Genomic DNA, 14,811 nt, shown 5'->3' on the forward strand with positions numbered 1-14,811 from the left:
ACTATCGGTGGCTTTTTTTGCGACGAGATACTGTATGGTTATTTTTCCTGTACCTCGACCAGAACCAATAATGCACCATCACCGCCAAATTCCAATGGTGCCTGATGAAAAGCCATCACGTCGGGGTGTTGTGCCAACCAAAGCGGTGCTTTCTGCTTGAGGATATGTTTGCCTATGCCATGCATGACACAGGCACAACTAATGCCTTCTTTAACACACTCAGCCAACATCGCGCCCAGCTCCCGCTTTGCTTCCTGCTGAGTCATACCGTGCATGTCGAGGAATATATCAGGCACATAAACACCGCGTCGCAGTCGCTTCACCTCGTATTTAGATACGTCGCTGCGAGCATACTGCGTCGGGCCCTCTTCCTTTAAAAGGGGCTCGAATTCATCGGAGAAGTGGAAGCTGTGATCCGCTGCGCGACGAACACCAGAGGATTCTCTGGTTTGTTTGCTAATCTGGCGTCTTGGCGGGTTTATGGTATCCTGCTGCAGTTTTTTGACGCCTTGTACCTCTTCTCGAAACAGTGAGAAGTCATCATATAATTCAGAGTCTGGGTTTTTCTTACTCATAAAACGGATTCCAACGACCAATACAGGCATTGTACCTCAAATTCTGTCTGTTGCGGCAACTGTGCTGTCGCAGAGTGATGTTTGAATCTATTTGGCTGTGAAATGATACTGAATGGGGTAAAAGCGATTGTTACGGCTAGTGGAGGCCACCTTGGATAAGATTTTTGTCGATGAAGTAGTCAATGAACTGCAGACGCTTCAGGATATGCTGCGCTGGACGGTAAGCCGTTTCAATGCCGCAGGCCTATTTTATGGTCATGGTACGGATAATGCGTGGGATGAAGCCGTTCAGTTGGTACTCCCTACCTTGTATCTGCCCATCGACGTGCCAGCGGAGACCCGTTTTTCTCGCCTGACAACCAGCGAGCGTCATCGTATTGTCGAGCGTGTTGTTCGTCGGATCAATGAGCGTACACCAGTAGCCTACCTCACTAACAAGGCTTACTTCTGTGGGCTGGAGTTTTTCGTTGATGAAAGGGTGTTGGTTCCTCGTTCGCCAATTGGTGAGCTGATCCAAAATCAGTTCGCGCCTATGCTGCCTGTTGAACCTAAACGCATTATGGACCTTTGCACGGGAAGCGGCTGTATTGCCATAGCTTGTGCCTACGCCTTCCCTGAAGCGGAAGTGGATGCGGTAGATATCTCCGCTGATGCGCTTGAAGTGACTGAAATTAATATTCAGGATCACGGCATGGAGCAACAGGTTATTCCGCTTCGCTCAGACTTGTTCCGCGATCTGCCAAAAGACAAGTACGATCTGATTGTCAGCAATCCTCCTTATGTCGACCAGGAAGATATGGATGCGTTGCCGGATGAGTTTCGTCATGAGCCTGAGCTGGGTCTGGCTGCGGGAAGTGATGGCCTCAAGCTGATGCGCCGCATCATCGCCAACGCGCCAGATTATTTGACTGAGCAGGGCGTACTGATTTGTGAAGTGGGCAATTCAATGATCCATGTTGAGCAACAATACCCAGACTTGCCGATTACCTGGCTTGAGTTTGAACATGGAGGTCATGGCGTATTTATGATGACTTACCGAGACCTTATCAGCGTATCTGAGCAGTTTAAACTTTACAAAGACTGAGCCAGAAGCCAACAGATAGAAAAGCAACAATCGTACACAAGTGACGGTTGTTGCTTCACCCTTAGCCCTCGCAAACTATAGAAAATATCACCTCACTGCTCTAGTGCCGAATCACCCCCTGTTATTCACTACTTTTGGAACGCATCCTTGGCTATGACAAGGTGTTAACAGAGTGTTGTGCAAAATTACTTTGCTTATCCTCTCCTGATATGGTTCATTAACAGTCAGATTTTGATTGAACAGAGCTACTTGCTGTTGTGAGTGGCTTAAAACAGGGGAAGTAATGGCAGGCAATACAATAGGACAAGTATTTCGGGTAACCACGTTTGGTGAGAGTCATGGATTGGCGCTGGGTTGTATCATTGACGGCTGTCCTCCGGGGCTGGAGATCAATGAAGCCGATCTGCAAGTCGACCTCGACCGCCGCCGCCCTGGTACATCAAAGTACACTACTCAGCGCCGTGAAGCTGATGAAGTAAAATTTCTGTCTGGTGTTTTCGAAGGTAAAACCACAGGTACTTCCATCGGTCTGATGATTGAAAATACCGACCAAAGATCGAAAGACTATTCAAAAATTGCTGATCGGTTCCGTCCCGGTCATGCTGATTACACCTATCACCAGAAGTATGGGATTCGTGATTATCGTGGGGGTGGCCGCTCTTCAGCACGTGAAACAGCAATGCGTGTTGCTGCTGGTGGCATTGCCAAAAAATACCTCAAAGAGCAATTCGGCATTGAGGTGCGTGCTTACCTTTCTCAGATGGGCGATGTCACTATCGATCAGGTTGACTGGGATCAGGTGGAGGAAAACCCATTCTTCTGTCCTGATGTGAACAAGCTTGATGCGCTGGACGAGTTGATCCGCAAGCTGAAAAAAGAGGGTGATTCAGTTGGAGCTAAGCTGACTGTCGTTGCTGAAAATGTACCGGTCGGTCTGGGTGAGCCTGTTTTTGATCGCCTTGATGCTGATATTGCCTATGCGTTGATGGGGATCAATGCGGTTAAAGGGGTAGAAGTCGGTGACGGGTTTGATGTGGTCAAACAGCGTGGCAGTGAACACCGCGACGAACTGACCCCGAACGGTTTTAAGTCTAACCACTCAGGTGGCGTGCTGGGAGGCATTTCTACCGGACAGGATATTGTCGCTCATCTTGCGCTTAAACCTACCTCAAGCATTACGGTACCGGGTGAAACCATCAATGTTGATGGTGAGACGGTTGATGTCGTCACTCGTGGTCGTCATGACCCATGTGTGGGGATCCGAGCTGTGCCGATTGCTGAAGCCATGGTCGCCATTGTTCTTATGGATCACCTGCTGCGTCACCGGGCACAAAATGCTGGCGTAGTAACTGATACCCCAAAGATTTAGTGGTTTTGACACGCTTATTTCTTTGGGCTACTAATAATGAAAAAGCCGCATAAAGCGGCTTTTTCTTTTTTTACTGGATGGCTATGCGCAGATATATATGGCCAGCTAATCGATATAGTCAGTGACTGTTTTCAGGCTCTGCATCGAAGCGAAAAACGGGCAGGCTCCAGCCAAATCTAGCCGCCGCCATACGGAAGCAAAAACCGACCACCAAGGTGCTGACAGTCGCAATAAGCTCATTTATGCCGTAGTGCATCATCGCCCAGTACATCCAGCCCGCCAAAAAAGAGACAGAAGCGTAGAGCTCTTTGTGGAGCACCATGGGCGGACGACGACAGATAAGGTCCCGCAGCAGTCCGCCAAAAACACCTGTGACCAATCCTGATACTACACAGATGAAAGCAGGGAGCCCCATATCCATGCCGACACGACAGCCAATGATACTGAATACAATCAGGCCCAATGCGTCCATGGAAACAAAGAACTTATGATTTTTTGCTACCCAGCCAGCCATACAGGTTGTGATCACACCTGCAACGCAGGTGATCATCAGATAATGTGGGTTTTCTACCCACCCAAGTGGGTAGTGACCGAGAAGAATATCACGCACAGTGCCGCCGCCAATCGCTGTTGCACTGGCAACCAGCATAACGCCAAACCAGTCCATATGCTTACGGCCAGCAGCCAATGCGCCTGTCATGGCTTCAGCAGTGATACCTATGATGTAAAGTATGGTCAGCAGCATGGTAATGATTCTTTTCGGTTATGGTGTTAGTAGACAATGTTGGCAGTTTAAATGCGATTTATATCGCTATCCAATGAAATGTTAACACTTTATGCATTAATTTGATTCATGCATATTAAACATGTTGGCGAGTGGGGAAATCTGCCTCTAACGGCGACAAAATGCCTCTGTCAGGGTACAATGCGCGGCTGAAAATCATGTGTTAATCCTAACTTATCCATTACATTGATGAATCACGACTATAACCACCTGATCAGCGTTTTTAATCAGACATTTATGCCATCTCACAATACAGAGTTATTGCTTGGTGGCGACGAGCCGATTTATCTTCCTGCCAGTGAAGAGCATCGCCACCACAGAATAATTTTTGCCCGTGGTTTTTATGCATCAGCCCTTCATGAAGTCGCGCACTGGTGCATTGCAGGCCCGCAGCGTCGGCTGCTGGAAGACTATGGTTACTGGTATCATCCGGATGACGTGATGATAAGACTCAGGCAGAGTTTGAGAAAGTGGAAGTGAAACCACAGGCGGTTGAATGGATTCTGTCGGCAAGCTGTGGATTTCGTTTTCAGGTAAGCTGTGACAATCTCAGCGGTATTGAGCCAGACAGAGCGGGTTTTACTCGCAAAGTCAGAGAACAGGTGCTGGTATACCTCAGCGAAGGTATGCCACCCAGAGCAAAAATATTTTCAGATGCACTGAGAGCGTTTTATGATATTGCGCCATTAGCACCTGAATCGTTTGAAAGCTGAGCGAAACGCTGAGCTTGTAATCTGAATAATGACAGTCCAAGAGGCTTTAAAGACCGATGATCGAAGAATATGAAGAGAAAATCCTCGAGTTGATCGACGAGATGGTAGAAACCGCGTCAGATGATGAGTTGTTCGCCAGTGGTTATCTGCGTGGACATATTTCTCTGGCAGCTGCGGACTGCGAACAGGACGGTGAAGAAGATATCTTCTCGTTAAAGATAAGGGTGGCAAAAAGCCTGAAAGATAATGCCAGTGAGCTGAGCCCGGTTGACCAGAGTATTGTTGCTAACCTTTGGCAACGTCTTCAGGATGCTATCGGTTAATTTGTCAAAGAGGTTAACCTATCTGACGAAGGTGAGCTCTAAAGGCAAATGAAAAAGGCGCAGAAGCGCCTTTTTGCTTATCTACGCTTATTCATTCACGAAACAGCAGGCTTCCCCTTTAGCAACTTTCTGACCCACATCCTTCCCGGATGGAGTGCGTTGAGGACGTCAACGGGCAGAGGCAGTGGATCGCCACAGATCTGTGAAGCCAGCAACTCACCAATAAGTGGTGCAGAGGTGAGTCCTCTCGAACCAAGTGCCAATAGACTGTAAAGCCCAGAGTAAACCGGTACAGGCTCTGCATCTTCTCTAGTGTCTCTTAGATTCTGATATTGCGCACACACGGCCTCAAAGTCGCAGACATCGCCGACAAAGGGCAGATGGTCACGACTGGCGCATCGGATTCCCACCCTTCCAGCACCATGATCGGTGTCGATCTCGTTTGGCCAGTCAGCGTTGATGCAATTGATAAGACGTTCACGGTTGTCTACCTGATCACTATCGTTGAAAGACATATCTTCATCATTTCGGCTGTAGGTTGCGCCTATGCAGTGTGTGCCGGTATGAGGGTTAACTGGCGTCAGATAACCATCGTAGCAAAGGACAGTTTTCAGCTTACTCAACGAGGCCGTTGTATCGATATGACTAACCTGACCACGGACGGAATAAGCAGGAATAGGCTGGGTCTGCGGGTATTGACTAAATCGGTGACCATTAGCAACCACTACTGTGCGATGGAAATACGTTTTGTTCTCTGTCTCAAGATTCCAGCCATCATTTTCCCTTACCAGCGACAGAATGTTTTTGTTGTAGTGGCAATGTAGTTGTCCTTTCTCTCCCGCCAGTCGGAGAAGTTGCTGGGTCAGTTGCTGCGGATAAAGCCATCCTCCCAGCGGATAGCTGACACCGGCATGGCCAGTCTCAAGGCCTGTGGTTTCTAGAACTTGTTCGTGACTGAGCTCAGTAAGAAGTGCAGTTGGGAAATCACCCTTCAGCATTTTTTGCAGCTTTTCGGCACTCTTTTGATCCCAGCCGAGTTGAGTGACGCCGCACCAGTCATGCTGAAACTCTGCCTTCTCCGCTGCCTGATCAATAAATTGCCGGGCAAATAAAAATGCGGGGGCAAAGAAACGACTAAGGGCATCATTACTGCCGTTGAGTAATGGATAAACCGCGCCTTGACGGTTACCGGAAGCGCCTTGACCTGCTTCATTATCCGAGCAATATAGATGAACGGTTTTACCACGTTTTACTAGCGAGAGCGCGAGAGCTGCACTGGCGATACCACCGCCAATAATTGCAATATCATCTGAATGACTGGCAGGCTGTCTGTGATACCAAGGATCCTGAGTCTTTACGTTAATTCTGGTCTGCATTTCACCGACCAGCATGTCCCTTTTTGTACCAAACCCCTTTGCCTTTTTCATAGTAAAACCTGCATCAATCAGGCCTCTACGGACAAATCCAGCCGCGGTAAAAGTAGCGACAGTACACTCCCTTTTTGCAAGTCTCGCCATGCCTTCAAACAGAGAGCTACTCCACATTTCTGGGTTTTTACTTGGTGCAAAACCATCAAGGAACCAACAATCAATGATACCGTCAGAACTAGTCCACACTTGCGGCAATGCGTCTTTGATGTCACCAAACCAAAGGTCTAAGGTGATCATGCCATCCGCCAGAACAAGACGATGACAGCCCTGCACTGCTGCAGGGTAGAATTTGCGTAACTCTGCTGCGTACTCAGCAAGTTCTGGCCATGAGGCATGAGCTTTCACGAGATCATCGACAGAGACTGGGTACTTTTCAAAACTGATAAAGTGCAATTGATGGACTGCGGCATCGGGATGTTGAGTGCGGAACGTCTCAAACCATTGCCACACGGCCAGAAAGTTCAGGCCAGTACCAAAACCAGTCTCAGCAATGACGAAGCGGGGACGCTCAAAATGACGCCAGCGGTCGGGTAGGTGGTTTTGTTGCAAGAACACATAACGTGTTTCTTCCAGTCCATTGGCATTTGAGAAGTACACATCGTCAAAATTATTAGAGACGGGCGTTCCAGCTTCATTCCAGTGGATCTGGGCGTGTTCAATGCGAGGGTTTGTCACAGGCTAGCCTTCAAAAATATCACAGTAAGTGGGGCAGGGAATTGTAGCGGTAAAGATGAAAGCTGACCACTTAAGAACAGCAAACCCGCTATTATCACTGCGAACTAGACGTGTAGGGAAAAATGATGAAACGAGCCGTAATTACAGGTATGGGAATTGTTTCCAGCATAGGTAACAACGTGAAGGAAGTGCTGGAATCGCTGAAAGCAGGGAAATCAGGGATTTCGTTCTCTCAGCAATTCGCAGACATGAAACTACGTAGCAATGTTTGGGGTGACCTCAAACTGAATCCTGCCGATCATATCGACAGAAAAAAAATGCGTTTTATGGGTGACGCAGCAGGATTTGCCTACCTGTCAATGGAACAAGCTATTGAAGATGCAGGTCTGGAAGAACATCAGGTATCGAATGACCGTACTGGCCTGGTTGCAGGCTCAGGTGGTGCATCTTCAGTTAATCAGGCCATTGCCGTAGACACCCTGCGTGAAAAAGGTGTCAAGCGCATTGGTCCATACATGGTGCCAAGAACCATGTCGTCAACGGTCTCAGCCTGTCTGGCGACGCCTTTTAAAATCCGTGGTGTCAATTACACCATGAGTTCAGCTTGCGCAACATCTGCGCATTGTATCGGCCACGCACTTGAGCTCATTCAGTTGGGTAAACAAGATATTGTCTTTGCTGGTGGCGGTGAAGAATTAGACTGGACCCTGACCATGATGTTTGATGCCATGGGTGCGTTGTCGACGAAATATAATGAAACACCAGAAAAAGCCTCGCGTACATATGATGCTGACCGTGATGGATTCGTGATCTCCGGTGGTGGCGGCATGATGGTCATTGAAGAGCTTGAGCATGCGCTGGCCCGTGGTGCGAAAATCTATGGCGAGATCGTCGGATATGGCGCGACATCTGATGGCTTTGACATGGTTGCACCGTCTGGTGAGGGCGCGGTGCGTTGTATGAACATGGCGATGCAGAATGTTGAAGGTGTTGATTACATCAATACTCACGGCACCTCGACGCCGGTCGGAGATGTGAAAGAGCTCGGTGCCATTCAGGAAATTTTTGGTAACAACAGCCCGGCAATTTCAGCGACAAAAGCGATGACAGGCCATGCACTGGGTGCCGCGGGTGTTCATGAAGCGATTTATTCGACCTTGATGCTGGAGAATGGTTTCATCGCGCCGAGTGTGAACGTTGATACGCCTGATGAAGCTGCAGCCGGGCTGGATATTGTTACCGAAATGCGTGAACAACCGCTCAAGACAGTGATGTCAAACAGCTTCGGCTTTGGGGGAACCAACGCTACGCTGGTCTTCCAAAAATATGAAGGTTAATCAAGGTTAAATAAGGGCACGGATGCAATTATGCCTGTTCTGCAGTTGATACTGCGGTAAGACCTGAGGGCTAAAAACCCTCGCCAGTTTCCAGGGATGACAGGTCAGAGACCATCTGGCGAGTCAATCAAACACGGCTTATCTCCATTGAGAGCTGGTTTTAAGCTATTCAGGTCCTGGATTTACCCGGCTTCGGCCGGGTTTTTTCGTTTTAACTTGACGATAAAAACGTAGAATACCTTACAGAATCAAAAGGTGATGGAGCGAAATTTGAAAATTCTGATTGATGAAAATATGCCGTATGCCGAAGCGTTATTTGGTCAACTGGGAGAGGTTATTGCTAAACCCGGCCGTGATCTGACGGCCGACGATCTCGTTGGTATTGATGCCCTAATGATTCGTTCTGTGACTCGGGTGAACAGAGCCTTGCTATCAAAGGCCAATCAACTGACTTTTGTCGGCACGGCCACAGCTGGGATGGACCACGTCGATCAGGCCCTGCTGAGTGAGCGCGGGATTACGTTCACTGCAGCGCCCGGATGTAACAAGGTTGGTGTGGCAGAGTATGTCTTGAGCGCTCTCATGGTGTTGGGGCAACAGCAGGGCTTTACCTTCACCAATCGGGTTGTCGGCATTGTTGGTGCCGGACAAGTTGGCTCCTATCTGGCGGGATGTCTGGATGCTTTGGGGATTAAATATCTGTTGTGTGACCCGATAAAGGCGTCGCAGGGAGACCAAAGGCCATTTCACTCACTGGACACGCTGATAGAGCAGTGCGATGTATTGACAATTCATACTCCACTGACCAAAGAGGGTGAGCATAAAACGCATCATCTGATGAACAAAGAGAGATTAGCTCGGTTAAAACCCGGTGCAATACTGATTAACGCCGCCCGTGGCCCGATTGTCAGTAATGATGATCTTAAACATGCACTCAATACGCAGGCATTAACCGCTGTGCTTGATGTGTTTGAGCATGAGCCGGAAGTGGATATGTCATTGCTGCCCCTGTTGGCCTTTGCTACACCACATATTGCTGGTTACGGCCTTGAAGGCAAAGCCCGGGGTACGACCATGATTTTCAACAGTTTCTGTGAATCGATTGATAACCCCCTGCGCGCCGATCCCTCCTCCTTGCTGCCAACAGCGCCGTTTCCTGCTTTGACGTTGAGCCGACAGTGGGAAAACCCCGATCTGATGGCGCTATGCCAGATGGTGTACGATATTCGTCGAGACGACAGTGAATTTCGGCGAGAGATGGCGGAACCCTGCTTGCATCGCACAACTTTTGACCGCTTGAGAAAGAATTATCGTGATCGTCGGGAGTACAGTGCAATTACGGTAGCAGGTCAGGCCTCGTTTGGGGTAGAGTCGCTCGCAAAGTTAGGCTTTACGGTAGAGGAACAAGCATGACACAAGAATTCGATATTGCGGTATTAGGTGCGACAGGCGCTGTTGGCCGTGCCATTGTTGAAATACTGGAAGAGCGTAAATTCCCCGTTCGTAACCTTCACTTGCTAGCCAGCGAGCGGAGTGCGGGTGAAACCATTCGTTTCAACGGTAAGTCTGTTAGGGTGCAGGACGTCGAGAGCTTCGACTGGAGCCTGGTTCAAATTGCCTTGTTTTCTGCAGGCTCGGATGCGTCAGATCGCTGGGCTCCTGTTGCTGCCGATGAGGGTGTGATTGTTATCGATAACACGTCACGCTTCCGTTACGACTATGACATTCCACTGGTGGTGCCTGAAGTTAACCCTGATGCAATTGCAGACTTCCGCAACCGAAACATTATTGCCAATCCGAACTGCTCGACAATTCAAATGCTGGTGGCATTAAAGCCTATCTATGATGCAGCAGGGATTGAGCGTATTAATGTGGCGACCTATCAGTCTGTTTCCGGTTCCGGCAAAGCAGGTGTGGATGAGTTGGCAGGCCAGACAGTAAAACTGCTGAATAGTCAGGAAGCTGAGCCGGATGTCTACAAAAAACAGATTGCCTTTAACTGTTTGCCACACATTGACCAGTTTATGGACAATGGCTACACCAAAGAAGAAATGAAAATGGTGTGGGAAACCCAGAAAATATTGGGTGATGACAGTGTTGCTGTAAACCCTACCTGTGTCCGTGTCCCTGTTTTTTACGGCCATGCAGAGGCAGTTCACGTAGAATGCCAACAACCTATCGATGCGACTGAAGCGATGGCTTTGCTATCTCAGACCGAAGGCGTTGAAGTGTTCGCCAATGAGGATTACCCAACTCAGGTTAAAGATGCGACAGGTAAAGACCATGTGATGGTCGGCCGTATTCGTAACGATATCAGCCATCCAAACGGACTTAACCTCTGGGTAGTTGCTGATAACGTTAGAAAAGGCGCAGCAACCAACTCGGTACAGATTGCAGAGCTTCTTATCCGCGACTATCTGTGATCTCTCTCATCGCACAACCGTTCCATGCGTTATGCTTTATGAACAGTTGTGCGATCACAAAAATACAGTTTTCGTTTTTTGTATTTCAGTTTTCATCCTGCCATCCGATATAGTTAAAGATATATCACGAAAACGCCAAATTTCTGCCAAACGGGATGTTGGCAGTGTCTGACGCAGAGTTTAATACTGGTATGAAGCGAACCTTTACATTGAAAAAAAGTGGTTTTACTAGCAAAAAAGTGCGGTTGTCTTCGATTTTAGTGCTTTTCCTCCTCACCGCCTTTACTGCACACGCAGAGATCAGAATCATCGGCCCAAACAACGAGTCGTTTTCTGGCAGTGCGCGAAACACACAGCCGACCAGATCGGCGAACCCCGACCGTCCGCTTGTCAACGTGCCTGCCGATGGCAGCACCACGCTTTGGGCTATCGCCACCCGTTACCGTCCTGACAACTCAGTCACTATTTATCAGACACTGGGTGCAATATTTCGGCTGAATCCGACAGCATTTGAAAACGAGAATATTCACAGCCTTATCCCGGGATCTGTGTTAAGAATGCCTTCTGATAGCGAGATTCGCCGCGAACAGACCGAATCCGTCGTGCTGAGGCTTAATGCTGATGAGGCACGAAAAGCAGCCGAGCGTCAGGCCCTTAGGTCTCCCGTATCTAACCCAACGCCTGCAGTGACGCCTGCTCAACCTGAGCCATCGACAACACCCAGAACCCAGAATGTTCGTTCGTCAGTCACGCCACCAAAGCCAGTTGCTTCGCCTTCATCAAGTAATCAAACTGCAACAGCGCCTACCCCCAATACACAGCCAGAAACGCCAGCTGCCAATGACGCCCCCGGTAATGAGGATAAGAACACCTCCTCAGAAGTAAGCAAGGTCACGACAGACGCCGCTACAGAGCCTGAAGCTGAGATCAAAGCATCGACAACAACACCGCCAAAACCCGATCTATCCTCATTGAAAAATCAGATAGATACCAATGATGTTGAAGTGGGTCGATTGCTTGAGAGCAACCATATTCTGAAAGTTCGCCTTGCCGAAGTGCAGGGTGAACTGAGTGCCTTGAAGGAAAAACTGACCTATGACGAGGAACTGACCACAGAAATCGAGTCGTTCCTTGCCACCCAGCGCAAGCTGCGTGAGGCCGCAGAAGCGGAAGCCAAGGAAGACACATGGGAATGGCTTGCTAACAATCCTGCAGTGCTCATCGCCATGGGCGTATTACCAGCGCTGGTCATTATCGCTATTTTTGCCGTTATCTTGTATCGCCGAAGCAGAAAAGAGGCCGAGCCAGTAGCTGAGCCGGATGGATTTGATGATCTTGAATTACCGGCAATGACAGCAGACCCGGATCTTGGGTTGGGAGACACTGACGAGCTGGTACTTGAAAACGATGGGCTCGATCTTGCCGCTGTCGCTCAGCAGCCGATGATAGATCAGGCCTTCAACAATCAGCAGGGCTTTGATAATCAGCAACAAGGTTTTGACAACCAGCAGGCGTTCGACCCGAATGCGCAGCCTCAGGGCTTTGATAACATGCCTGCCCCTGATGCCTTCCCGCAGCCTGACGCAATGGCTCAACCTGATGTCATGCAACAGCCAGACATGAACGTTGCTGACAATCTGGATATGGCGATGGCTGACCCAGATCTGGCGATGAACCCTGATCTCAATGTGGCGGCAAGCTCCGATGATGCTATTGGTCTTGAGGATATGGAGAAGTCATTGGATGAAATGGCAGCTCCAGCTGAAGAAGCAGAGCTCAGTCCTGATGAGGCGCTTGCTGCAATGTGGGAGCAGTCGCTTACAGAAGGTGATGACGCAGTCGATGATATTGATGCGCTTCTTGATGGTGCTCAGGGTGGTGAGTCAGCTCCCGGTCAGGAAGAGCCGGCAGCTGAGACAAATGACGCTCTCTTCGATAATGTCATGGAGGGTGAACCAGAGGTTGATTTGACGCAAGACATCGATCTCTCATTAGACTCTCCTGAACCAGAGGCGCCAATATCACAGGATGCCAGTGACGCCCTGATAGATGAAATGATGGGTGGAGGTGCCGCCCCAGAGCCTGAGATGCCGATATCACAGGATGCCAGTGATGCCCTGATAGATGAAATGATGGGAGAGACCCCCTCCCCGGAGCCGGAGATGTCACTGTCGGCGGTCGACAGTGACACTGACTCAGCCGATGCTACCGACGCCAGTATTGGTGAAAGCGATGCGCTTCTGGACGAACTACTCGATAATGAACATATCGATGAAAATGGCATGCCTCTGGACATGGCTGCTGTTGATGATGCAGGCGACCTCTCACTGCCTGAAGAAAATATTAACCTCGCTGGCGACGCCTTACTTGATGAGATGCTTGACGGTAATGACTTTGACGAGTCAGAACTGGTAGATCAGAGTATTGATGCCAATGATCTTCTCACCGACGTCGTCGATACTGTGCCTGAGCCAGAGCAAAGTGTCGATCTCAGCGAAACAGACGCTTTGTTGATGAGCTGGTCGGAGACAATGATATTGATCCATTGGCAGAGCCCTCGGTTGAAGCCGACCCCATGGATGAACTTGAAGCGCTTGCGACTTCACCAGTGGTTGATATGGGGGAAGGTGATGCTGATTTTAGTGCTGAACCTTCGCTCTCTGTAAACCCTGACTCGGTAGACAATTCGCTTGATATCGATAGTTCACTTGATATTGACAGTGCGTTAGATATCGACAGTGCATTGGATATTGATAACGCATTAGACATCGACAATACACTCGATATTGATGATGAAGCCAATCTCGACGTCCCTACTGATCTTGACAGCGCGCTCACGGAAATGCCCGATGAGTCGACGCCATCGCTGGGTGATATAGATTCAACGTCTATTGATGATACCGCATTCGATGGTAATACTGAGGCCTCAGATAGCAGCATAACCGCTGATGCTGTAGACGCCGACATGGCGGATGCGGGTGGTTTAGATTTTGACACATTACTGGACGAGAGTGCGGTTGTCGATACGCCATCAGATAACGCAATAACTGAGTCTGAATCAGCTTCGGCAGATGGGATGACGCCAGAGACTATGATGGCTCTCGACGACACTGTTTCGCCACCAGAAGACTCTGCTCAGTGGGGATCTGACAGTGCTGCGGTGGAGTCATCGTATTCAATTGATGATATCACGCCATCTGCTGATATTGGTATTGAGGAGTCACCTGACGTCGTATCTGAAGCTCCATATGTTGAGGACGATACTTTACAAGCGTCTGACTCATTATCAGAGACAATACCCGATGCAGGTTCGATTGAATCTGATGGTGAGGCGGCTTTCAACAATCAGGACTCGGCAATCGTTGAGGACAGTTTCACTGAGACAGATTCACCTAGCGTAACTCTCGAGTCACCTGAATCGTACCCAGACTCTGAAGAGATATTGCAGAGCACTGAAAGTACAGGTGAGCCGGATAGCCTGAATGAATTTGAAATTAACGGCTCAGCTGAGGAACTCTCAAATGCAGAGCTGATTCCAGATGGCAATAACCATGACATAACAGCAGATCTAACGGATAGCCAACCAGAACCTCTTATAGAGACATCTATTGAAGGCGATGAACAACATCACGAGATTGACTCTTCATCGCCAATCGCACAGGCGCAAACCGAAGAGGCTTATGCGTCTGATGCAAAAGTCATTAATGATCTGAATGATTTCCTCAATGATGGTGCGACGAACAATAATGCGGCTGGGGCAGAGAACAATATATCACCTCCGGATCTGACTGATTTACCAGAATATGATGAAGCCGCGGCGTTAGCTGATGCCGTTTCTGATGGTGAGATGTCAGAGACTGAAATGTCTGACGCCGAGCTTATATCCGGGGGCAGTGATTCAGAGGCAGGTTCTTTTGATCTCAGCGATTTGCCGGAATATTCAGAACAAGACGCAGCTCTTGATGCTGAGTTGGAGCCTTTTACTGCCGCTGAAATGGGAGACGATCAGCCGGGTATAAACGATGTCGGACTGAATACATCTGACATCCCGATGGCTGCCATGGACAGCCCTGAAGTATCCGATTTGGCGCAACCGGA

Annotated in this window: 11 protein-coding genes and 1 pseudogene; 9 read left to right on the forward strand and 3 right to left on the reverse strand. The window is 49.0% G+C overall.

Going from position 1 to position 14,811, the window contains the following annotated elements; genetic code table 11:
• Nucleotides 1–38 precede the first annotated feature (38 nt).
• On the reverse strand, nucleotides 39–575 hold the full coding sequence (smrB, locus tag A8L45_RS16125; RefSeq protein WP_068904160.1) for an endonuclease SmrB: 537 nt from the start codon (nucleotides 573–575) through the stop codon (nucleotides 39–41).
• Between the two features lie 151 nt (nucleotides 576–726).
• Here smrB and prmB point away from each other — a divergent pair, with 151 nt between their 5' ends.
• Together prmB and aroC are read left to right on the forward strand one after the other, a co-directional pair.
• Nucleotides 727–1,659 (forward strand): 50S ribosomal protein L3 N(5)-glutamine methyltransferase, encoded by a 933-nt coding sequence (gene prmB, locus A8L45_RS16130; protein WP_068904135.1) that lies wholly within the window; start codon nucleotides 727–729, stop codon nucleotides 1,657–1,659.
• 283 nt (nucleotides 1,660–1,942) lie between these two features.
• Nucleotides 1,943–3,028 carry a chorismate synthase gene (gene aroC, locus A8L45_RS16135; RefSeq protein WP_068904137.1) on the forward strand — a complete coding sequence of 362 codons (1,086 nt, stop codon included), beginning with the start codon at nucleotides 1,943–1,945 and terminating at the stop codon, nucleotides 3,026–3,028.
• Nucleotides 3,029–3,146: 118 nt separating this feature from the next.
• Here aroC and A8L45_RS16140 read toward each other — a convergent pair whose 3' ends face one another.
• On the reverse strand, nucleotides 3,147–3,773 hold the full coding sequence (locus A8L45_RS16140) for a trimeric intracellular cation channel family protein (RefSeq protein WP_068904139.1): 627 nt from the start codon (nucleotides 3,771–3,773) through the stop codon (nucleotides 3,147–3,149).
• A gap of 228 nt (nucleotides 3,774–4,001) precedes the next feature.
• Here A8L45_RS16140 and A8L45_RS16145 point away from each other — a divergent pair.
• Together A8L45_RS16145 and A8L45_RS16150 are read left to right on the forward strand one after the other, a co-directional pair.
• Nucleotides 4,002–4,525, forward strand: a pseudogene (locus A8L45_RS16145) (elongation factor P hydroxylase).
• A 56-nt stretch (nucleotides 4,526–4,581) separates the two neighbouring features.
• The gene (locus tag A8L45_RS16150; RefSeq protein WP_068904141.1) at nucleotides 4,582–4,848 is read left to right on the forward strand and encodes a YfcL family protein; all 267 of its coding nucleotides are present in this window, start codon (nucleotides 4,582–4,584) and stop codon (nucleotides 4,846–4,848) included.
• Nucleotides 4,849–4,943: 95 nt separating this feature from the next.
• Here A8L45_RS16150 and mnmC read toward each other — a convergent pair whose 3' ends face one another.
• Nucleotides 4,944–6,953, reverse strand: a complete 2,010-nt coding sequence (gene mnmC, locus A8L45_RS16155; RefSeq protein WP_068904143.1) for a bifunctional tRNA (5-methylaminomethyl-2-thiouridine)(34)-methyltransferase MnmC2/FAD-dependent 5-carboxymethylaminomethyl-2-thiouridine(34) oxidoreductase MnmC1 — start codon at nucleotides 6,951–6,953, stop codon at nucleotides 4,944–4,946.
• A gap of 125 nt (nucleotides 6,954–7,078) precedes the next feature.
• Here mnmC and fabB point away from each other — a divergent pair, with 125 nt between their 5' ends.
• The 5 genes from fabB to A8L45_RS16180 form a co-directional block, all read left to right on the forward strand.
• Complete coding sequence (gene fabB / locus A8L45_RS16160; RefSeq protein ID WP_068904145.1) at nucleotides 7,079–8,290, forward strand: beta-ketoacyl-ACP synthase I; 1,212 nt, start codon at nucleotides 7,079–7,081, stop codon at nucleotides 8,288–8,290.
• 270 nt (nucleotides 8,291–8,560) lie between these two features.
• Nucleotides 8,561–9,703: a 4-phosphoerythronate dehydrogenase gene (locus tag A8L45_RS16165; RefSeq protein ID WP_068904147.1), complete on the forward strand. Its 1,143-nt coding sequence runs from the start codon at nucleotides 8,561–8,563 to the stop codon at nucleotides 9,701–9,703.
• The gene (locus A8L45_RS16170) at nucleotides 9,700–10,713 is read left to right on the forward strand and encodes an aspartate-semialdehyde dehydrogenase (RefSeq protein ID WP_068904149.1); all 1,014 of its coding nucleotides are present in this window, start codon (nucleotides 9,700–9,702) and stop codon (nucleotides 10,711–10,713) included. The genes A8L45_RS16165 and A8L45_RS16170 overlap by 4 nt, the downstream gene beginning before the upstream one ends.
• A 164-nt stretch (nucleotides 10,714–10,877) precedes the next feature.
• Nucleotides 10,878–13,379 carry a FimV/HubP family polar landmark protein gene (locus A8L45_RS16175; protein WP_175402002.1) on the forward strand — a complete coding sequence of 834 codons (2,502 nt, stop codon included), beginning with the start codon at nucleotides 10,878–10,880 and terminating at the stop codon, nucleotides 13,377–13,379.
• The coding region (locus tag A8L45_RS16180) for a hypothetical protein (protein WP_139122401.1) at nucleotides 13,289–14,811 on the forward strand (1,523 nt) is incomplete at its 3' end. The genes A8L45_RS16175 and A8L45_RS16180, both read left to right, overlap by 91 nt.

The organism is Veronia pacifica, assembly GCF_001707825.1.
In the GTDB taxonomy this organism is placed as follows: Bacteria; Pseudomonadota; Gammaproteobacteria; order Enterobacterales; family Vibrionaceae; genus Veronia; species Veronia pacifica.